The 18,290-nt window shown below is 72.3% G+C and carries 19 protein-coding genes and 1 riboswitch; of the genes, 11 read left to right on the top strand and 8 right to left on the bottom strand.

The window, feature by feature from the left end; all coding sequences use genetic code 11:
• Positions 1–75: 75 nt before the first annotated feature.
• Together Mam01_RS20030 and Mam01_RS20025 are read right to left on the bottom strand one after the other, a co-directional pair.
• Complete coding sequence (locus Mam01_RS20030; protein ID WP_239101451.1) at positions 76–798, bottom strand: MgtC/SapB family protein; 723 nt, start codon at positions 796–798, stop codon at positions 76–78.
• 31 nt (positions 799–829) lie between these two features.
• Positions 830–1,621 (bottom strand): helix-turn-helix domain-containing protein, encoded by a 792-nt coding sequence (locus Mam01_RS20025; RefSeq protein WP_239101450.1) that lies wholly within the window; start codon positions 1,619–1,621, stop codon positions 830–832.
• 88 nt (positions 1,622–1,709) lie between these two features.
• Here Mam01_RS20025 and Mam01_RS20020 point away from each other — a divergent pair, with 88 nt between their 5' ends.
• Positions 1,710–2,717 (top strand): LLM class flavin-dependent oxidoreductase, encoded by a 1,008-nt coding sequence (locus Mam01_RS20020; protein WP_204286784.1) that lies wholly within the window; start codon positions 1,710–1,712, stop codon positions 2,715–2,717.
• Here the strand turns inward: Mam01_RS20020 and Mam01_RS20015 are convergent.
• Together Mam01_RS20015 and Mam01_RS20010 are read right to left on the bottom strand one after the other, a co-directional pair.
• Positions 2,695–4,398, bottom strand: coding sequence for a hypothetical protein (locus Mam01_RS20015; protein WP_204286783.1), 1,704 nt, complete (start codon positions 4,396–4,398; stop codon positions 2,695–2,697). The genes Mam01_RS20020 and Mam01_RS20015 overlap by 23 nt on opposite strands.
• A gap of 84 nt (positions 4,399–4,482) precedes the next feature.
• A complete protein-coding gene (locus Mam01_RS20010; RefSeq protein WP_111698126.1) occupies positions 4,483–5,199 on the bottom strand; it encodes an IclR family transcriptional regulator in 717 nt (238 codons plus the stop codon).
• Positions 5,200–5,335: 136 nt separating this feature from the next.
• On the opposite strand from Mam01_RS20010, the gene leuC reads away from it, so the two are divergent.
• From leuC to Mam01_RS19975, 7 genes are all read left to right on the top strand, one after another.
• Positions 5,336–6,721, top strand: coding sequence for a 3-isopropylmalate dehydratase large subunit (gene leuC / locus Mam01_RS20005; protein ID WP_204286782.1), 1,386 nt, complete (start codon positions 5,336–5,338; stop codon positions 6,719–6,721).
• Between the two features lie 28 nt (positions 6,722–6,749).
• Positions 6,750–7,337, top strand: a complete 588-nt coding sequence (gene leuD / locus Mam01_RS20000; RefSeq protein ID WP_150935453.1) for a 3-isopropylmalate dehydratase small subunit — start codon at positions 6,750–6,752, stop codon at positions 7,335–7,337.
• Positions 7,316–7,576 (top strand): SCO5555 family protein, encoded by a 261-nt coding sequence (locus Mam01_RS19995; protein WP_204286781.1) that lies wholly within the window; start codon positions 7,316–7,318, stop codon positions 7,574–7,576. The genes leuD and Mam01_RS19995 overlap by 22 nt, the downstream gene beginning before the upstream one ends.
• Before the next feature lie 51 nt (positions 7,577–7,627).
• Positions 7,628–7,924, top strand: coding sequence for an HU family DNA-binding protein (locus tag Mam01_RS19990; protein ID WP_111698130.1), 297 nt, complete (start codon positions 7,628–7,630; stop codon positions 7,922–7,924).
• A gap of 273 nt (positions 7,925–8,197) precedes the next feature.
• Entirely contained in the window at positions 8,198–10,321 is a 2,124-nt protein-coding gene (locus Mam01_RS19985) for a SpoIIE family protein phosphatase (RefSeq protein WP_204286780.1), read from the top strand.
• A 103-nt stretch (positions 10,322–10,424) separates the two neighbouring features.
• Positions 10,425–10,796, top strand: coding sequence for a YciI family protein (locus tag Mam01_RS19980; protein WP_204286779.1), 372 nt, complete (start codon positions 10,425–10,427; stop codon positions 10,794–10,796).
• Positions 10,793–12,007 carry an RNA polymerase sigma factor gene (locus Mam01_RS19975; protein WP_204286778.1) on the top strand — a complete coding sequence of 405 codons (1,215 nt, stop codon included), beginning with the start codon at positions 10,793–10,795 and terminating at the stop codon, positions 12,005–12,007. The genes Mam01_RS19980 and Mam01_RS19975 overlap by 4 nt, the downstream gene beginning before the upstream one ends.
• A gap of 48 nt (positions 12,008–12,055) precedes the next feature.
• Here the strand turns inward: Mam01_RS19975 and Mam01_RS19970 are convergent, their stop codons facing one another.
• Positions 12,056–12,238: a hypothetical protein gene (locus tag Mam01_RS19970; protein WP_150935449.1), complete on the bottom strand. Its 183-nt coding sequence runs from the start codon at positions 12,236–12,238 to the stop codon at positions 12,056–12,058.
• Between the two features lie 222 nt (positions 12,239–12,460).
• Positions 12,461–12,632, bottom strand: a riboswitch (M-box (ykoK) riboswitch).
• Positions 12,633–12,665: 33 nt separating this feature from the next.
• Positions 12,666–12,914: a hypothetical protein gene (locus tag Mam01_RS19965; protein WP_239101449.1), complete on the bottom strand. Its 249-nt coding sequence runs from the start codon at positions 12,912–12,914 to the stop codon at positions 12,666–12,668.
• 80 nt (positions 12,915–12,994) lie between these two features.
• Between Mam01_RS19965 and Mam01_RS19960 the strand changes: the two genes are divergently transcribed.
• Positions 12,995–14,254 carry an MFS transporter gene (locus Mam01_RS19960; RefSeq protein ID WP_204286777.1) on the top strand — a complete coding sequence of 420 codons (1,260 nt, stop codon included), beginning with the start codon at positions 12,995–12,997 and terminating at the stop codon, positions 14,252–14,254.
• On the opposite strand, the gene Mam01_RS19955 is transcribed toward Mam01_RS19960, so the two are convergent.
• Positions 14,251–14,976 (bottom strand): TetR/AcrR family transcriptional regulator, encoded by a 726-nt coding sequence (locus Mam01_RS19955; RefSeq protein WP_204286776.1) that lies wholly within the window; start codon positions 14,974–14,976, stop codon positions 14,251–14,253. The genes Mam01_RS19960 and Mam01_RS19955 overlap by 4 nt on opposite strands.
• A gap of 199 nt (positions 14,977–15,175) precedes the next feature.
• On the opposite strand from Mam01_RS19955, the gene Mam01_RS19950 reads away from it, so the two are divergent.
• Positions 15,176–16,654 (top strand): MFS transporter, encoded by a 1,479-nt coding sequence (locus Mam01_RS19950; RefSeq protein WP_204286775.1) that lies wholly within the window; start codon positions 15,176–15,178, stop codon positions 16,652–16,654.
• 80 nt (positions 16,655–16,734) lie between these two features.
• Here the strand turns inward: Mam01_RS19950 and cofC are convergent, their stop codons facing one another.
• Positions 16,735–17,379: a 2-phospho-L-lactate guanylyltransferase gene (gene cofC / locus Mam01_RS19945; protein WP_204286774.1), complete on the bottom strand. Its 645-nt coding sequence runs from the start codon at positions 17,377–17,379 to the stop codon at positions 16,735–16,737.
• Positions 17,380–17,457: 78 nt separating this feature from the next.
• Here cofC and Mam01_RS19940 point away from each other — a divergent pair, with 78 nt between their 5' ends.
• Positions 17,458–18,255 (top strand): lysophospholipid acyltransferase family protein, encoded by a 798-nt coding sequence (locus tag Mam01_RS19940; protein WP_307820068.1) that lies wholly within the window; start codon positions 17,458–17,460, stop codon positions 18,253–18,255.
• Positions 18,256–18,290 lie beyond the last annotated feature (35 nt).

Below are 18,290 nucleotides of genomic sequence, written 5' to 3'. Positions count from 1 at the left end.
GTGCGGGCGCGAATCCGGTCGGGGCTACATCATCGAAACCCTCGGCACCTCCCCGTGCCGGGGGTTTCGTGGTGCCTAGAGCTGGCGGGCGCCGGCGTCCTGGCTGGAGACGGTCAGCACGCCGTCGATGCCGGCGAGGGCGGAGGTGAGGTCGCCGATCGAGCCGGGGCCGTGGACCGTCATGGAGACGGTGACCGTACGGGCCTCACGGCGCTCGCCGGGCTGTTCGAGCGACAGCTCGCTCACGGCGAAGTCGCGTGCGCCGCACTCGGTCAGGATCCGGGAGAACGCGCCGCGGCCGTCGATGTAGGACACCGTCAGGGCGTACGGCGTGTGCCGGGAGCGGGGGAGCCGGGCGGCCAGCGGGGTGAGCCCGAGCATCACGACGAAGTGCCCCACGGTCGCCAGGGCGGCCAGCAGCCACAGACCGGCGCCCGCGGCCATGCCGACGCCCGCCGTGAGCCACACGGCGGCGGCGGTGGTCAGGCCCTTCACCGCGTCGCGCCGTACGAAGATCAGCCCACCGCCGATGAAGCCGATGCCGGAGACGATCTGGGCGGCGACCCGGGACGGGTCGAGCGCGATGTGCTCGCTGAGGATGTCGGAGAAGCCGTGCTTGGACACCAGCATGAACAGCGCGGCACCGAACCCCACGAGCGTGTGGGTGCGCAGCCCCGCGCTCTTCTGCCGGATCTCCCGCTCCGCCCCGATGGCGGCCGACAGCACCAGCGCGATGGCGAGGTCCACCGCCTGCTCCAGTTCCGGGACCGCCTCCACGGCCAGTGATACCGGCGTCACGAGAACCAGACTAAGACCGGCCACCCGCCGGTTACACGACCCCGAGAGCCCGGCCCGGCGCCGTGCCGGGGTCCGTTTCGCTCGTTCCGCCGGCGAACGCCCGGAGGATCCCGGCCGTCGTGGCGTCCGCCGGCAGGAACGCCTCCAGTTTCAGCTCGGCGAGCGTGACGTCGACGGCGGTGGCGAAGGTCGTCACGGTCGTCAGGAGACGCAGCTCGCCGAGCGAGGTGCGCAGGTGGAGCGGCACCGCGAAGCCGAGCTGCCCGGCGGACGGCTCCAGGGCGGGCACGTGCCGCGCCAGCTCGTCGCGCAGCTCCGGCAGGTGGCCGAGGCGCGTCAGGATGTGCCGGGCCCACTCGGCGAGGTTTCCGATGCGGGGCGCCAGGCCGCGCGGATGCAGCGCGAGGCGGTACACGTTCGCCCCGGCGCCGAGCAGGTCCGGATCCGCGTCCTCGGTGATCAGGCCGAACGCCTCGTTCGCGGCGACCAGGCCGCCGTCGCGGTCCACGACCAGCGCGGGGTAGGGCAGGTGGCCGCGCAGGATGTGGCCGATCGCCGTGCGCACCGGGGCGAGCGCCGGGTCGTCGAGGGAGCTTTCCGGATAGGCGGGGGCGTACCCGGCCGCCACGAGCAGTTCGTTGCGCTCGCGCAGCGGCAGTTCGAGCCCTTCGGCGAGCCGTACGACCATGTTCCGGCCGGGCACGGACCTGCCGGACTCGATGAAGCTGAGGTGGCGCTGGGTGGTGCCCGCCCGCAGCGCCAGCTCCAGCTGGCTGAGGCGACGGAGGGTCCGGCGGTCGCGGAGGGCGCGGGGGAAGTCCACGACGACCCTTCTAGCGGCATCCGCGGCGTCCCGGCCATTCCCTGCGGGGAATTGCCGCCGGTCCGCGCGGGTCGCGAGCATCGCCGGCATGGACATCGGTGTGCTGCTTCCGACCGGAACCGCCCAGTGGGGCGCGGACGGCGATCCCCGAGAGCTGGTCGCCTTCGGCCGCCAGGCGGAACGGGCGGGGTTCTCCTCGCTCTTCGTCAACGACTCCCTGATCAGCCCGCGCGTCGAGGCGCTGACCATGCTGGCGGCGCTCGCCCCGGCGACCGCGAACGTGACCCTGGGGACGGGCGCGCTGCTGCCCTTCCTGCGGCGGCCGATCCAGGCCGCCCAGGCCCTCGCGTCGATCGACCTGCTCAGCGGGGGCCGGCTGACGGTCGCGGTCGGCGCGGGGTTTCCCGGCCGGTTCGGGCGGCCGTTCTACACCCTGTCGGAGGTGCCGTGGGAGCGCCGCTTCACGCGGCTCGACGAGACCGTGGCGCTGTGGCGCGCGCTGTGGAAGGGCGAGACCTCCTTCCACGGCGAGATCCTCCGGTTCGACGACATCCCGCCCGCCACCCGGCCGTTCCGCCCCGGTGGGCCGCCGATCTGGCTCGGCGGCGCCACGCCGGCCGCGCTCGACCGCGCGGGGCGGCACTACGACGGGTGGCTGCCCTATCCGCCCGACCCGGCCGACTACGCCGCCGGGCTCGCGGCCGTACGGAACGCGGCGGGCGGGGCGGGACGGCGGCCCGGGGGCGTCACCCCGGCCCTGTTCGTGTCCGTGTGGATCGACGAGGACGGGCCGGAGGCCGGTCGCCGGGCTCTCGACGCGTACGCGCGGGCGGCGTACGGCATGCCGCTGGAGGAGCTGGAGCGGATCCAGGCGGTCGTCACCGGCACCGCCGACCAGGTGCTCGCGGGCCTGCGCCGCTACGTGGCCGCCGGGGCGCGGCACCTGGTCGTCCGCCTGGGCGCCCTGAGCCTGCACGGCCAGCGCGACCAGCTCGACCGGGTCGCCGATCTGATCGCGCCGCTCCGTCAGGCCCAGCCAGAGGCCGGGCTCGCCCACGACGGGACGAGGCGGGTCACCGCCCCGAGCGCGCCTTGAACAGGGCCCGCTTGGCGGCCTTCCCCACCTGCTTGTCCGGGTGGGCCTCGTCGATGAGCTCCAGCAGCTCTTCGAGGTGCGGGTGCCGGACCTTCCAGATCACGTCGAGCAGCCCGATGAGCGTCGGCGCCGGGCCGATGTCGTGCAGGCTCGACACGAACTCCGGCCGGCCGAGGCCCGCGGAGATCGTCCACATGTCCAGGATCAGCCAGTGGGTGTCCGCCTGGGTGGGCTCGGGGGCGTCCTCGACGTCCATCTGGGTCAGGTGCGTCGCGGCGTACGGCCGCAGGGACGGCTCCTTCAGCGCCTCCTGCCAGGCCGGTATGGCCGCCTCGCCCAGTGCGCCCACCAGGCTGGCCGCCTGCACCCGGACGAGGGCGTCCGCCTCCTCCTCGGCGGCGGCGCCCAGCAGCTCGGCGGCGGCCCGCGCCGGGTCGCGCAGGGCGAGCCAGGCGGCGAACTCCTCGTCGGCCTCCTCCTCGGACATGTCCGCGCTGAACGACAGCAGGTCGAGGGCGGTCATCGCGTCGATCGCGGGCCGGGCGTCGACCTCGATGTCCTCGTCGTCCAGCAGGTGGACGAGACCCTCGGCGCCGAGCGGCGTCAGGGTCACGGTGTCGTTCTCGACGGTCACCATGCCGTACCCGGTCAGCCAGGCGAGCACGGAGGCGAGCGGGTCGCCCGCGGCGGCCCAGGCGTCAGCGCCGAGGTCGTCGTACTCGGCCGCCGCCTCGGCCAGCTCCTCACGCAGCTCGGGCACCCGCCGGCCGCCCCCCGCCAGCAGCAGGCGGACGAGCAGCGCGCGGGTCAGGCCGGACAGGGCCAGTGTGAGGTCGTCGTCGTCCAGCTCGGGGTCGCCGTAGTCGACCGAGTGCAGGCCGAGCATCCAGACGTCGAGGACGTCGTCGTCGTCCTCGTAGGGCCAGCCCTCGGTGTCGGAGTCGACGCTGACGGTGTCGTCGCCGTCGGGGGCGAGGAACTCCAGGTCGATGGCGAGGTTCCACAGGTTCCAGATGTTGCGCGGGTCGGACAGGCCGAGCGTGCGCACCGCCTCGTCCACCTCGGCCTCGCCGAGCAGGGTCTCCTCGCCCACCTTGCGCCCGGTGCCGACCCACAGCGCCAGGTCGCGGGCCTGGGCGATGAGCGGGACCCCGCGCGCCGCCTCGGCCAGCTCGACGTCGGGGCGCAGCCGGATCGTCGGCAGCGCCGCGATCTCGTCGGCGAACGGCTCGAAGTCGCCGAGGCCCTCGTCGGACCCCTCCTCGTCGAGCTCGTCCTCCTCCTCGTCCCAGTCGCGCTCGGCGATGACGTCCTCCATCGCCTCCACGAAGTCGTCCTCGACCTCGTCCAGCTCGGCCAGCAGGGTCTCCAGGGAGGCCGAGCCGGGCGTGAGCCGTCCGGTGGAGGACAGGAAGGTCAGGTACGCCCGGACGGCCGGGATCATCCCGTCGGCCGCGGTGTCGGGGTCCTCCACGACCTGGGGCATGCGTTCGAGGAGGATCGTGCGCAGATCGCCGCGCTTCCACAGCCCGACGTCCGTACGGGCGATCAGGCGATGCCACAGTGCCACGGGGCCCACGAGATCGGGGTCGCTGCCCGGCGCGTTGCCCGGCGTCCAGAGGATGAATTCTTGGAGCAGGGGGCGCAGTTCAGCGGCGGCTGCCTCGATGCGATCTGTCACCCCGCCAGCCTAGGGCTATCGGGACGCCGCTCTCCAATCAGTTCGCATCAGTTCGCACGCTCAGTTGCACGGCCGGTCCGTGCGTCAGTTCGCCCGGCGCATGGCCTCGGTGATCCGCTCGGCCGCGGTGACGACCGGCGCGGCGTGCATGCGGCCGGGCGTGCGGGTCAGCCGCTCGATGGGCCCGGACACGGAGACCGCCGCGATCACCTTGCCGCCCGCGCCGCGGATGGGCGCCGACACGCTCGCGACGCCCTGCTCGCGCTCGCCGACGCTGTGCGCCCAGCCCCTCCTCCGTACGCTCGCGAGCGTGGCGGCGGTGAACTTGGCGCCGCGCAGGCCGCGGTGCAGCCGGTCGGGCTCCTCCCAGGCGAGCAGGATCTGCGCGGCGGACCCGGCGGTCATGGGCAGCGCGGAGCCGACGGGCACGGTGTCGCGCAGGCCGCTCGCGCGCTCGGCGGCGGCCACGCAGACCCGCTCGTCGCCCTGGCGGCGGTAGAGTTGGGCGCTCTCGCCGGTGAGGTCGCGGAGCTGGATGAGCACCGGCCCGGCGACGGCGAGCAGGCGGTCCTCGCCCGCGGCGGTGGACAGCTCCGAGAGCCGGGGGCCGAGGATGAAGCGGCCCTGCGTGTCGCGGGAGACGATGCGGTGGTGCTCCAGGGCGACGGCCAGCCGGTGGGCCGTGGGCCTGGCCAGGCCGGTCGCCTGGACGAGCTGTGCCAGGGAAGCGGGGCCCGCCTCCAGGGCGTTGAGCACGAGAACCGCCTTGTCGAGTACTCCGACCCCGCTAGAGTTGTCCATACCCCGATACTGCCGTCTCGCCATACGAGATGCAAACGCAATGGTGGGGATAACTAGATAGACTGTCCATATCCCGATATATCCGTCTCATCATGAGAGACATGACCGGGGGTATGAACGCGAGGAGGCGTCAACCATGGGTCGAACACTGGCTGAGAAAGTCTGGGAGCAGCACGTCGTACGCCGGGCCGAGGGCGAGCCCGACCTGCTCTACATCGACCTGCACCTCATCCACGAGGTGACCAGCCCGCAGGCGTTCGACGGCCTGCGCATGGCCGGCCGCCCCGTGCGCCGCCCCGAGCTCACGATCGCCACCGAGGACCACAACGTCCCGACCGTGCTCGGGCCGATCGCCGACCCGGTGTCGCGCGCGCAGGTCGAGACGCTGCGCAAGAACGCCGCCGAGTTCGGCGTCCGCCTGCACCCGATGGGCGACGCCGGCCAGGGCGTGGTGCACATCATCGGCCCGCAGTTCGGGCTGACCCAGCCCGGCATGACCATCGTCTGCGGCGACTCGCACACCTCGACCCACGGCGCGTTCGGCGCCATCGCCTTCGGCATCGGCACCTCCGAGGTCGAGCACGTGCTGGCCACCCAGACGCTGCCCGCCTACCGGCCCAAGACGATGGCGATCGAGGTCAAGGGCGAGCTTCCGGTCGGCGTGACCGCCAAGGACCTGATCCTCGCGATCATCGCCAAGATCGGCACCGGCGGCGGGCAGGGTCACATCGTCGAGTACCGCGGCGAGGCCGTGCGCAACCTCTCCATGGAGGGCCGCATGACCGTCTGCAACATGTCGATCGAGGCCGGCGCGCGGGCGGGCCTGATCGCCCCCGACGAGACCACGTTCGAGTACCTGCGCGGCCGTCCGCACGCGCCTTCCGGCGAGGCCTGGGACCAGGCGGTCGAGTACTGGAAGACGCTGCGCACCGACGACGACGCCGTGTTCGACAAGGTCGTGGAGATCGACGCCGCGGCCCTCACGCCGTTCGTCACCTGGGGCACCAACCCGGGGCAGGGCGCGCCGCTCGGCGCCGACGTGCCGTCGCCCGAGCAGTTCGCCGACCCGGTCGAGCGGGCCGCCGCCGAGCGGGCGCTGGAGTACATGGGCCTCACCGCCGGCACGCCGCTGCGCGACGTCCAGGTCGACACGGTCTTCGTCGGATCGTGCACCAACGGCCGCATCGAGGACCTGCGCGCCGCCGCCGAGATCCTGCGCGGGCGCTCGGTCGTCACCCGCACGCTGATCGTCCCGGGCTCCATGGGGGTCAAGAAGGCCGCCGAGGAGGAGGGCCTGCACGAGGTCTTCACGGCGGCCGGCGCCGAGTGGCGGGAGGCCGGCTGTTCGATGTGCCTCGGCATGAACCCCGACACGCTGAAGCCGGGCGAGCGCAGCGCGTCGACCTCCAACCGCAACTTCGAGGGCCGCCAGGGCAAGGGCGGGCGCACCCATCTCGTGTCGCCGCAGGTGGCCGCCGCTACCGCGGTGACCGGCCGGCTGACCGCCCCCGCCGACCTCTAGTCCGTCCACGTCCCAGGAGAAGATCATCATGGACGCCTTCACCACGCACACCGGCCGGGCCGTGCCGCTGCGCCGCAGCAACGTGGACACCGACCAGATCATCCCGGCCGTCTGGCTCAAGCAGGTCAGCCGTACGGGCTTCGAGAAGGGCCTGTTCGCCGCCTGGCGGGAGGACCCGTCGTTTGTGCTCAACGACCCGGCGTACGAGGGCGCGTCGATCCTCGTCTCCGGGCCCGACTTCGGCACCGGCTCCTCGCGTGAGCACGCCGTCTGGGCCCTGCAGCAGTACGGCTTCCGCGCCGTGATCGCCTCGCGGTTCGGCGACATCTTCCGCAACAACTCCACCAAGATGGGCCTGCTGCCGGTCGTCCTGCCCGAGGACGTCGTCAAGAGCCTGCAGGACGCCGTCGAGGCCGACCCGAAGACGGAGATCACCGTCGACCTCGTGGAACGCCAGGTGCGCGCGGGGGACCTGGTCGCGCCGTTCGAGATCGACGACTACACCCGCTGGCGGCTGCTGGAGGGCCTCGACGACATCGGCCTGACCCTGCGTCACGCGGACGCCGTCGAGGAGTACGAGAATGGACGGCAGCCATGGCTGCCGACGACCGTCTGAACGCGCCTCAGACCGAAGACGCGCTGCTGGCGCGGCGACTGCGTGATGCGCATCGCCGCGTCAGGGCGTTAGCCTTACCACAGGAGGAGCAGGCACGCCTGGCGCGACGGCTGCTTGCTATCTGTGACGTGGCAAAGCGGGACATAGCCCATGCGGCCGCCCGGCTGGACGTCTTCATCGCCTATCTGGACGGCGCATCCGACACGCCGAGCAGGCGAAACATGCCCCCCGGTGATTGAGTCCCGCGACCTCGTCCCCTAATTTCAAGCGCGTAAGGGGGAGGAACCGAAATGAACAAGAAGGAACTCGTCGACGCGATCACGGATCGTGTCGGTGACAAGAAGACGGCCACCGAGGCCGTCAACGCCGTCCTCGACGCCATCCAGGGTGCCGTCGCCAGCGGCGACAAGGTCTCGATCACCGGCTTCGGCGCCTTCGAGATGGTGCACAAGCCCGCCCGTACGGCTCGCAACCCCTCCACAGGCGACCCGATCAAGGTGGAGGAGAGCTGGGCGCCAAGGTTCCGCCCTGGCGCGGACTTCAAGGAGCAGGTCAACGCGGGCGGCAAGGCCGCCAAGAAGAAGTAGCCGGCCCGCGGGGTCCGGCGACGGCCGGCCCTGTGGTCGTCGCCGGCATCGTGGTTTCAGCAGGTTCCACGCAGGTTTGGCACACGCTGGTTCGACACTGTGAACGGCGCCCGGGGAATCCCGGGCGCCGTTCGTCTTGTGCCCGTCATGGCGGGGTAAACAGGGGGAAACTGGGGCCTGACCTGCGCAAACCTGTGCAACCATCAGGTAAGCGAATCGCTGGGCGCCGGTCGGCCCCGGCGGGACGCGCCTGATGCGACCGGGGGAAAGTCAGTGCACGTCGGCCACGAACGAGAGACCAGCCGCATTCCACTCGACCTGTTCGACCAGGCGCCGGTCGGGGTCCTGGTGACCGTGGGCGAGGACCATCGGCTCGTCTACACGAACGCCGCCTTCGCCGCGATGTTCGGCGAGCGGCCGGACGGTGGGTGGTCGGGCGACGGGTGGACGTGTGGTGACCGGCCGGGCGGCGAGTGGCCGGCCGGGACGCCCGTCCGGGAGGCCTTCCCCGACCTCGTCCGGCGGATCTCCCCCGACGCGCTCGGTCACGTCCTGGAGACGGGAGAGGCGGCGTGCCTCGACGAGGTCGTCGTCACGGTGACGGGTCCCGGCGGCGCGTCCCGCGAGGGCTCCTTCCGGCTGAGCCTGTCCAGGGTTCCCCTCACATCCGGGGAGAGCGGCCTGCTGGCGGTGGTCCAGGAGATCACGGCGCATCTCGCCGCCGCCCGGCGCGTCCGGGTCATGGAGAAGGAGTGGCGCCGCATCCAGCGCCGCTACCAGAGCATGGTGTGGGCGGACGCGCACCTGGTGTGGGTGGCCGGCCCGCGCGGCGAGGTCAGGGAGATGAGCCAGGGCTGGCAGCGGCTGACGGGACAGACCGTGGAGGAGAGCCTCGGCGACGGCTGGTTCGGTGCCATCCACCCCGAGGACCGCGCGGCCGCCGAGGAGTCCTGGGACAGGGCCACCGAACAGGCCGTCTCGCTCTACGAGCAGATCTACCGCGTCCGCACCCCCGAGGGCCGCTACCGTCACGTCCGCTTCCGGGCCGTGCCCGTGCACGAGGACGGCGAGGTGGTGGAGTGGGTGGGCGCCTCCACCGACGTCGAGCAGGAGTGGCAGGAGGCCCGGCGGCGCCGGCTGCTGGACCGCGCCGCCGCCGCGGCGAGCGACATCTCCAACCTGGAGGAGATGTGCGAGGAGTTCGCCGGCGTGATCGTGCCGGAACTGGCCGACTCGTGCTACGTCTACCTGCTGCCCGAGGCGATCGGCGCGCCGCCCGCGTCGATCGTCACCGAACGCGTCGCCTCCGCCGTACGGGAGGGACTGCCGAGCCTGCCGCCGCGGCGCAAGGAGTATCACCCCGCCGACAGCGGGTTCGTCCGCGCGGTGCGGCAGCGCCGGCCCCTGCAGGCGACCTTCCCGCCCGGGCAGCCGCCGTTCCCCTGCGCGGACAACGTGATGAGCTGGATCAAGGAGGCCGGGGAGCACAGCCTGGCCATCATGCCGGTCGTCGTCGAGGGCGAGGTGGCGACGGTGGTCGTGACCGGCGTCTGCGGTGACCGCCCCCCGATCGGGCCGGACGACGTCCGGCTGATGCGGGAGATGCTCGACCACACGCACGACGCCGTCAGCAAGGCGCTGCGGTTCCGGCGCAACCAGAGGGTGGCGCTGGCCCTGCAGCACAGCCTGCTGGTCGAGCCGCCGCGGGTGCCCGGCCTGGAGATCGCCGCGCGCTACCAGGCGAGCCCGACCGCCGCGGAGATCGGCGGAGACTGGTACGACGCGTTCGCGCCTTCCGGCGGCGTCCTCGACCTTGTGATCGGGGACGTGGCCGGGCACGACCTCGCCGCGGCCGTGTGCATGAGCCAGGTGCGGAACATGTTGCGGGCGCTCGCCGTCGACCGCGACGAGTCTCCCGGGCACGTCCTGCGACGGCTCAACGACGCCCTGGAGACCCTGAACGGGGAGAGCACCGCGACCTGCGTCCTGACCCGCGTCGAGCGGGACGAGGAGGACGGATGGCGGCTGGCCTACTCGGTGGCCGGGCATCCGCCGCCGCTGCTGGTGACCGGCGACGGGCGGAGCCGCTTCCTGCGGGACGCGCGCAACCCCCTCCTCGGCCTGCGTCACGGCAGGCCGTGGGCCAGCGCCGTGGAGCCGCTGCCGCCGCACGGCACCCTGCTGCTCTACACCGACGGCCTCGTCGAACGGCGGGGAGAGGACATCGGCGACGGGCTCGAACGGCTGCGGCGGTGCGCCGAGCCGCTCGCCCGTGCGCCCCTGGGCCGGTTCTGCGACGAACTGCTCACCGGGATGCCCCTGACAGGAGAGGACGACATCGCCATGATCGCCCTGCGCCTGCCGCAGGCAGGTGACCACGCGGGAGTCACCTCTTAAGGCGGGGAGTTTTTCGACCCGGGCAGGTGTCAAGACGGCGGCGGCGGCTCCGACCAACCGGTGGACGGGCTCGGTGGAGGCTCGCGAACCTGAGGAGAACGAGATGAAGTTCCTGATCGGCATGCACATCAACCCGGCCGTGCTGGACGCGCTGACCGACGAGGAGAGGGCGGCGATCGGCGCGGGTCACGGCAGGTTCATCGAGGAGCTGAAGCAGTCCGGCGAGCTGATCACCACGCAGGCGCTGGCCGACCCGTCGCAGGCCGCGGTGGTGTCCGTGCGCGACGGCCGGACGGTGGTCACCGACGGCCCCTTCCTGGAGGCCAAGGAGTATCTGGGCGGCTTCTACCTGGTCGACTGCGAGAACAAGGATCGGGCGATCGAGCTGGCGGCGCGGATCCCGGACGCCGCGATCGAGGGTCTCGGGATCGAGGTGCGGCAGGTCATGTTCGCCGACGGACAATTGGAGGCATGACGGCACCGGCCATCGAGGACCTGCTGCGTGAGCTCACGCCGCAGGTCCTCGGCGCGCTGGTACGCCGGCAGGGCCAGTTCGAGGGGTGCGAGGACGCCGTGCAGGAGGCCGTCCTCGCCGCCGCCGTGCAGTGGCCGGCCGAGGGAGTGCCGGGCAACCCGCGCGGCTGGCTGCTGACCGTCGCGTCCCGGCGGCTCATCGACCAGCTGCGCAGCGACCACGCGCGCCGCGAGCGCGAGTCGGCGACGGCCGCCGTCGAGGCGCCGCCGGAGGACGTGCCGGACACCGACGACACGCTCGTCCTGCTGTTCCTGTGCTGCCATCCCACGCTGACCGCGGCCTCCCAGATCGCCCTGACGCTGCGCGCGGTCGGCGGCCTGACCACCGCCGAGATCGCCCGCGCGTTCCTGGTCCCGGAGGCCACGATGGCGGCCAGGATCAGCCGGGCCAAGCAGCGCGTCAGGGCGGCCGGCAGCTCGTTCAGCCTGCCGGCCGGCGCGGAGCTCCAGGAGCGGCTCCAAGTCGTCCTGCACGTGCTCTACCTGATCTTCAACGAGGGCTACACCGCCTCCTCCGGCAGGGAACTGCACCGCGCCGACCTCGCGCACGAGGCGATCCGGCTGACCGGAATGGTGCACGCCCAGATGCCCGAGGACGGCGAGGTGACCGGGCTGCTCGCGCTGATGCTGCTGACCCACGCCCGCCGGGAGGCCCGTACGACGCCGGCCGGCGACCTGGTGCCGCTGGACGAGCAGGACCGGACGAAGTGGGACCGGGGGCTGATCGACAAGGGCGTCGAGCTGGTCAAGGCGTCGCTGGCCGGCTCGGCGCTGGGGCCCTACCAGCTGCAGGCCGCCATCGCCGCCACGCACGCCGACGCGGCCACGGCCGAGGAGACCGACTGGCCGCAGGTGCACGCCCTGTATCTGATCCTCGAGCGGATCGCGCCCAACCCGATGGTCACCCTCAACCGGGCGATCGCGCTCGCCGAGACCGAGGGGCCGCAGGCCGGGCTCGCCCTGCTGGCCACCCTGGACGGTGACGAGCGGATGGCCGGGCATCACCGGCTGCTGTCCGTGCGCGCGCATCTGCTGGAGAAGACCGGCGACACGGCCGGGGCGTACGAGCACTACCGGCGCGCCGCCAGGTCCACCGCCAGCATCGCCGAGCAGCGTTACCTGGAGTCCCGGGCCGGTCGGGTCAGGGCATAGCCCCCTCCGGACGCTCGCCGCCGGCGGGCGCCAGGAGCCCGGTTCCTCTCACGTCCCCAGCAGGCGCCGGAGGACCAGCAGCCCGATCTCCAGCCCCACGACGAGGCCGACTCCCGCGTCGGCGCCGCCCACCAAAGCGAGAGCCAGCGGCACCAGGACGGGGAACAGGGCGCGAGCAGCCCTGACCAGGGTCTGCGGCAGCCCGTACGGAACGGTGATCGTGATCGTCATGACGGACCTCCTGTCTCGTGCCGGGCGTCCGGCACGGATGAGAACCCGTCACCTGGCGTGACAGCGGGCGGGAGCCGCCTCGACGACGCGGGAGCCCCGCGTCGTGCCGGGGCAGGTGACGGGATGGATTGGTTGCGGACTACTGCCGGAACTCATCCCGACCACCTCCTCAGGGTCGTGGGGGCGGCGACCGCGCCCCTCGCCGTACGGCGTCGTGAACAGTGCGCACCCCTCACGTAAGAGCTTCGGCACTGCGCGGCGTGATCCCCGCGACGGGGAAGCCACTTGGGGTCACCCCTTAAGCCGGGGAGACCTGTCCTGACCCGGGACGTCTCTCGACGAGGAGGGTCAGTGGCCTGTGTCCGCGCAGACGCCTCACCGAACGAGGTGCCTGTGATTCCAGTAGACCCCTGGCCAGGGCGTCCGGTCAAACCCGCCCGGTGTCAACCACGAGGTCCCCTTCTCCGGGCACGGGGAAGGTCGACAACGTGAGGTAGGAGACCCGGCCGTCCGCCATGACGAGGGCGACCCGCTGGCCGGGGCGCAGACGGCGCAGCGGCCCGGCGTCGAACGCCTCGCCGTCGAAGGGGACGCGGGTGCCGTCGTCGAGGAAGACCACGCCCGACCGGCTCTCCGGAGAGAAGCTCCGCACCGTCGCCTGCACCGTCACCCGCACGTCGTCAGCCTATCGCCGCCGCCCGAACCGTCGCGAAACTCCTTTGACGCCCTGATCGCGCGGGTGCCAGCATCGCCGGCGTGACCACGACGGCGAGCGGGAGCCTGTGGCGTGCCCGGGACTTCCGGCGCTACGCCGGCGCCGACGCGATCAGCAAGATCGGCAGCCAGGTCTCCCTGGTCGCCCTGCCGCTCACGGCGGCGATCACCCTGCGCGCGAGCCCGTTCCAGGTGGGTCTGCTCACCGCCGCGGAGATGCTGGCCTTCCTGCTCGTCGGGCTGCCCGCCGGAGCCTGGGTCGACCGGATGCCGCGCCGTCCGGTGCTGGTCGCGGCCGACGTGGTCCGCGCGGCGGCGCTGCTGTCGATTCCCGCCGCCGCGGCGGCCGGCGTGCTCGGACTTCCGCAGATGTACGCGGTGGCCCTGCTGACCGGGGTGTGCACGGTCTTCTTCGACGTGGCGCACCAGAGCTACCTTCCCGCGATCGTGGGCCCGCAGGGCCTCGCCCGCGGGCACGGGGTGCTGGCCGCGAACATCTCGGTCGCCGAACTGTCCGGCCCCGCGATCGGCGGGTGGCTGGTCCAGGCGCTCACCGCGCCCGCGGCGGTCGTCGCCGACGCCCTCAGCTACGTCGGATCCGCGCTGCTGCTCGTCCGCGTACGGACGGACGAGCGGCGCGGGGAGGCCGGTGAACAGTTCGAGGGGCGCGGCGAGGCGGCTCGGGGCGGGCTGCGGTCCGAGATCGCCGAAGGGCTCCGGTTCGTCCTCGGGCAGCCCGTCCTGCGCCGCGTCGCCATGGTCGGGGCGCTGACGATGACGTCGTTCGGCCTGTGGTCGGCCACGGTGCCGCTGTACCTCGTCCGCGAGGTCGGCGTGTCCCCGGGCGCGTACGGCACGCTGCTGTCGGCGGGCGCGGCCGGCGGGGTGTTCGGCGCCTGGCTCGCCCCGAGAGCCGTCGCCAGGATGGGCACGGGCCGGGCCATGTACGCGTCGGCGCTGGCGGCCACGCTCTTCATCCCTCCGCTCGTGTTCACCGCGGGAGGCGCGCGCCTGCTGATCTTCCCGGCGGCCCTCGCGGTCAGTGGCGTGGCGACGACCGTCTTCTCCGTGGCGCAGGGGACCTACCGTCAGTCGATCTGCCCGCCGCACCTGCTCGGCCGCCTGAGCGCCACCATGCGGTTCCTCATGTGGGGCCCGGCGCCGCTCGGCGGCCTGCTGGCCGGCACGCTCGGGCAGCTCGCCGGGGTGCGCGTGGCGTTCTGGACGGCCTGCGGCGCGTACGCGCTCGCGCACGTGCCGATCCTGCTGGCGCCGGGCATCCGACGGCTGGGCCGGGACTAGTCGTCCGGCTCGCCGACGTAGGAGGCGATGCCGCGCAGGATGATCTCCAGGCCGAGTTCGAAGCGGTAGTCGTTCGACTCGTCCACCATGACGTCGGCGAGCTCCACCAGGTTCGGGAACCGGTCCGGCGGCAGCGAGGCGAAGTAGCCCTGGATCTCCTCGCGCATCTTCTCCGGAGCCGCTCCGCCGCTCTCGGGATAGCGGTCCCGCCAGAGGCTCTCCTCCAGCACGAACCCGTCCATGTACGTCGACAGCAGGTCGCCCGCGATGGCGACGACCTTCTTCGGCAGCCCGGCCGCGACGAACATCGCCAGCAGCCGTTCGACGTGGGGGAGCAGCTCCGGGGTGAAGGGGATGTGGGCCATCGAGATCTTCGCCATGTCCCGGTGACTGAGCAGGCGCTTCCTGCCCTGACGGGCGAAGTTCCTGAGTTGCTCCCGCCAGTGCTCGGGATCGGGGTCGGGCAGCTCGTAACCGTCGAACAGCCGGTTGTACATCAGCCGCAGCAGCTCGTCCTTGTCCCGCACGTGGACGTACAGCGCCGAGACGGCGACGTGCAGCTCCGCGGCCACCTGGCGCATGCTCAGCCCGTCGTAGCCCTCGCGGTCGAGGACGGCGTACGCGGCGTCCACGATGCGCTCCCGGCTCAGGGGCACCCTGGGCGGCCTGCGCCGCTTCGGCGGGCGTTCCCACGGCGGGGTCGGCATGTCGGGCTGCGTCAACGAGAACCTCCCACTCTCACGCTCATGGTAGTGAACACCGCTCCCGTTCAGCGAACACCGCTCTTCGAACGAGATATATCTTGTGTCGAGGCCGGACGAGATATATCTTGAGAACAGCGGACTTTGTACTGAACGATGTTCAATGATAGAACAGCGCTCAGTTATTGGTGAACAGTGTTCAGAAACTCAAGGAGGGGTGATGGCGAACACCGTCAGCACCGCGGCGTCCGAGCCAGTGGGCGAGGCGCCGGTGGACGAGGCGCCCGCGTACCGGTGGCGCTGGGCCGCGCTCTTCGTGGTCCTCGCGGCGGAGATCATGGATCTGCTCGACGCGATGGTCACCAACATCGCGGCGCCGAGCATGCGCGCCGACCTGGGCGGGTCGGAGTCGGTCATCCAGTGGCTGGGTGCCGCCTACACGCTGGCCATGGCCGTGGGCCTGATCACCGGCGGCCGGCTGGGGGACATCTTCGGGCGCAAGCGGATGTTCCTGATCGGGGCCGCCGGCTTCACCGCGGGCTCCCTGCTGTGTGCCGTCGCGCAGTCGCCCGAGATGCTCATCGGGGCCCGGGTGGTGCAGGGCCTGTTCGGCGCGGTCATGCTGCCCCAGGGGCTCGGCATGATCAAGGAGATGTTCCCGCCGGCCGAGATGGGCAAGGCGTTCGGCATGTTCGGGCCGATCATGGGCCTGTCCGCCGTGGGCGGCCCGATCCTGGCCGGCTGGCTCGTGGAGGCCGACTACTGGGGCACCGGCTGGCGCATGATCTTCCTGGTCAACCTGCCGCTCGGCCTCGCCGCGCTGGCCGCCGGTCTGCGCTTCCTGCCCGAGTCGCGGTCGCCGCACCCGCTGCGGCTCGACCTGGGCGGCGTCGTGCTCGCCTCCGTGGGCGGCTTCCTGGTGATCTACCCCCTCGTGCAGGGGCGTGAGCACGACTGGCCGGTGTGGGCCTTCGTCATGCTGGCCGCATCGGTGGTGGTCTTCGCCGCCTTCGGATGGTTCCAGTCCCGCAGGAGCCGCGCGGGCGGCGACCCGCTGATCGTGCCGAGCCTGTTCCGCAAGCGCGCGTTCACCGGTGGCCTGTTCACCGGGATGGTGTTCTTCTCCGGCATGGCCGGGTTCATGCTGGCCTTCAACCTCTACTGCCAGATCGGGCTGCACTACTCCGCGCTGAAGGCCGGCCTGGTGCTGGTCCCGTGGTCCGCCGGAATGATCGTCGGCTTCGGGGTCGCCCAGCCGCTGCAGAAGCTCGGGCGCAGGCTGCTGCACCTCGGCACGCTGGTCATGACGCTGGGGGTCCTCGGCGTCCTGCTCACGCTGACCATCACCGGGACGCAGGTGAACCCCTGGCAGCTCGTTCCCGCCCTGCTGGTCAGCGGGGTCGGCATGGGCATGCTGATGTCGCCGTTCTTCGACATCGTCCTGGCCGGGGTGGAGGAGCACGAGACCGGCTCGGCCTCCGGCACGCTGACCGCGGTGCAGCAGCTGGGCAACGCCTTCGGCGTGGCCCTGCTCGGCACGATCTTCTTCGACCTGCTCGGCGACCTGCCCACCGCCGCGAGCTTCGACCAGGCCATGAAGGTCACCCTCTGGGTCGTCGCCGGGATGCTCGTCGTGACGTTCGCGGTGGCGTTCCTCCTGCCCAGGCACGCCCGCGAGAACGCGGAGGCGGCGCACTAGCGACCAACGGGCACGACGGCGTCGCGGGCGGTCATGCCGGAGCGGGGGCTCGGCGTGACCGCCCTCTCCGTTCCGGGGCGTCAGCGGAGCGTGCCGCCGAGGATCCGGGCCGCGACCTCGGCGGTCGCCGGGCCGACTCCGAGGGCGAGGGCCTCGCGCAGGTCCTCGATCGTGTCGACGTCCCGGCGCACCGAGGCGATCTCGGGCGGGGCCAGTTCCTTGGCCCCCCGTGAAAGGTGCCGGGCCCGTGACTCGCCGCCGAACCCGGGCCGGAAGGGCACGCCGGGCCGTACGCCGTAGAACGTGGTGCCCACCTCGGCGGCGTCGGGGACGAACGCCTGGTCGAACTCCGGCGCGGCCCCGAGCACCGTCTCCAGCTCCGCGGGCCGCAGGGCGGGCAGGTCGGCCTGCAGGGCGCCGACGGCGTCGCCCGGCGCGAGCCGTACGGCCTCCTCCGCGCCGGTCCGCAGGGCCGTGTTCAGCCCCCGGTCGGGATCGGTCACCACCTGGGCGCCCAGGGCGGCCAGCCGCCGCGCGGGCAGCGGGTCGGCCGTCACGACCACCACCCGCGCCACGAGGCGGCAGCGCAGCGCGGCCGCCACGGTGTCGCAGGCGACCGCCACCGCCAGGTCGGCCCGGTGCGGCCCCGCCGCGGCGGCGAGCCGCGTCTTGGCCCGGATCAGGGTCTTCACCGGAACCACAATTGACCATCGCACCAGGGGCATGGTTGTAGCATCCCGCCTCGACATCGCGCATGGCCAACCGGGAGACTTGTCCCGGATTCTGGTGATTTTGGAGACCTTGTGAGCCACCCCAGCGACCCCGCACCCGACCCGAGCACTCCCGCGCCCCGCGCCGCCAGCCCTGTCGGCGGGGAGGTGAGCCGGCGTGCCGGGCGGCCGCCCCGCCGGTGGGAGGCGCTCGCGGTCGTCGTCGTCAAGCCGATCTCCCGGCTGTTCGTACGGCGGAAGTGGCGCGGCGGGGAGAACATCCCGCGCACCGGGGGGCTGATCATCGCGGCCAACCACCTGTCGTGGTCCGACCCCGTGCTGCTCGCCCACTACCTCTACAACAACGGGCGGTGGCCGACGATCCTGGCCAAGGCCGGCCTCTTCCGGCTGCCCCTCCTCGGCCGCGCCGTCAGGCAGCTCCAGGCCATCCCGGTCGAGCGCAACAGCACCGAGGCCACCCGGTCGCTCAAGACCGCCGAGGAGCGGCTCCGCAACGGCGCCTGCATCATGTTCTATCCCGAGGGCACGATCAGCCGCGATCCCGAGATGTGGCCGATGGCCGGCAAGACCGGCGTCGCCCGGCTGGCGCTCACGAGCGGCGTGCCGGTCATCCCGATCGCCCACTGGGGCGCCCAGGACCTGCTTCCGTACGGCGAGAAGAAGCCGCGCCTGCTGCCCCGCACGACCTTCCACGTGCTCGCCGGGCCGCCGGTCGACCTGTCCCGGTACGCCGGGCAGCCGCTGCGCGGCTCGGTCCTGCGTGACGCGACCGCCGACATCATGGCGGCCATCACCGCCCTGCTCGCCGAGATTCGGGATGAGAAGGCGCCAGAGGTCCCCTATGACCCGAAGAACGACTCCAACGGCTGACCGGAGCGTACGGTGAGGGGTGAGCGGGCAAGGCA

Origin of the sequence: Microbispora amethystogenes (assembly GCF_016863015.1) — a bacterium.
GTDB lineage: Bacteria > Actinomycetota > Actinomycetes > Streptosporangiales > Streptosporangiaceae > Microbispora > Microbispora amethystogenes.
Note: the sequence above shows the minus strand (reverse complement) of the source record. Positions and strands in the feature narration are given on the sequence as shown.

Coding starts and splice junctions, on each gene's coding strand:
- Mam01_RS20020 (WP_204286784.1), top strand. CDS start 1,710: ATGGACATCGGTGTGCTGCTTCCGACCGGAACCGCCCAGTGGGGCGCG.
- Mam01_RS20010 (WP_111698126.1), bottom strand. CDS start 5,199: ATGGACAACTCTAGCGGGGTCGGAGTACTCGACAAGGCGGTTCTCGTG.
- leuC (WP_204286782.1), top strand. CDS start 5,336: ATGGGTCGAACACTGGCTGAGAAAGTCTGGGAGCAGCACGTCGTACGC.
- leuD (WP_150935453.1), top strand. CDS start 6,750: ATGGACGCCTTCACCACGCACACCGGCCGGGCCGTGCCGCTGCGCCGC.
- Mam01_RS19995 (WP_204286781.1), top strand. CDS start 7,316: ATGGCTGCCGACGACCGTCTGAACGCGCCTCAGACCGAAGACGCGCTG.
- Mam01_RS19990 (WP_111698130.1), top strand. CDS start 7,628: ATGAACAAGAAGGAACTCGTCGACGCGATCACGGATCGTGTCGGTGAC.
- Mam01_RS19980 (WP_204286779.1), top strand. CDS start 10,425: ATGAAGTTCCTGATCGGCATGCACATCAACCCGGCCGTGCTGGACGCG.
- Mam01_RS19975 (WP_204286778.1), top strand. CDS start 10,793: ATGACGGCACCGGCCATCGAGGACCTGCTGCGTGAGCTCACGCCGCAG.
- Mam01_RS19970 (WP_150935449.1), bottom strand. CDS start 12,238: ATGACGATCACGATCACCGTTCCGTACGGGCTGCCGCAGACCCTGGTC.
- Mam01_RS19950 (WP_204286775.1), top strand. CDS start 15,176: ATGGCGAACACCGTCAGCACCGCGGCGTCCGAGCCAGTGGGCGAGGCG.
- cofC (WP_204286774.1), bottom strand. CDS start 17,379: ATGCCCCTGGTGCGATGGTCAATTGTGGTTCCGGTGAAGACCCTGATC.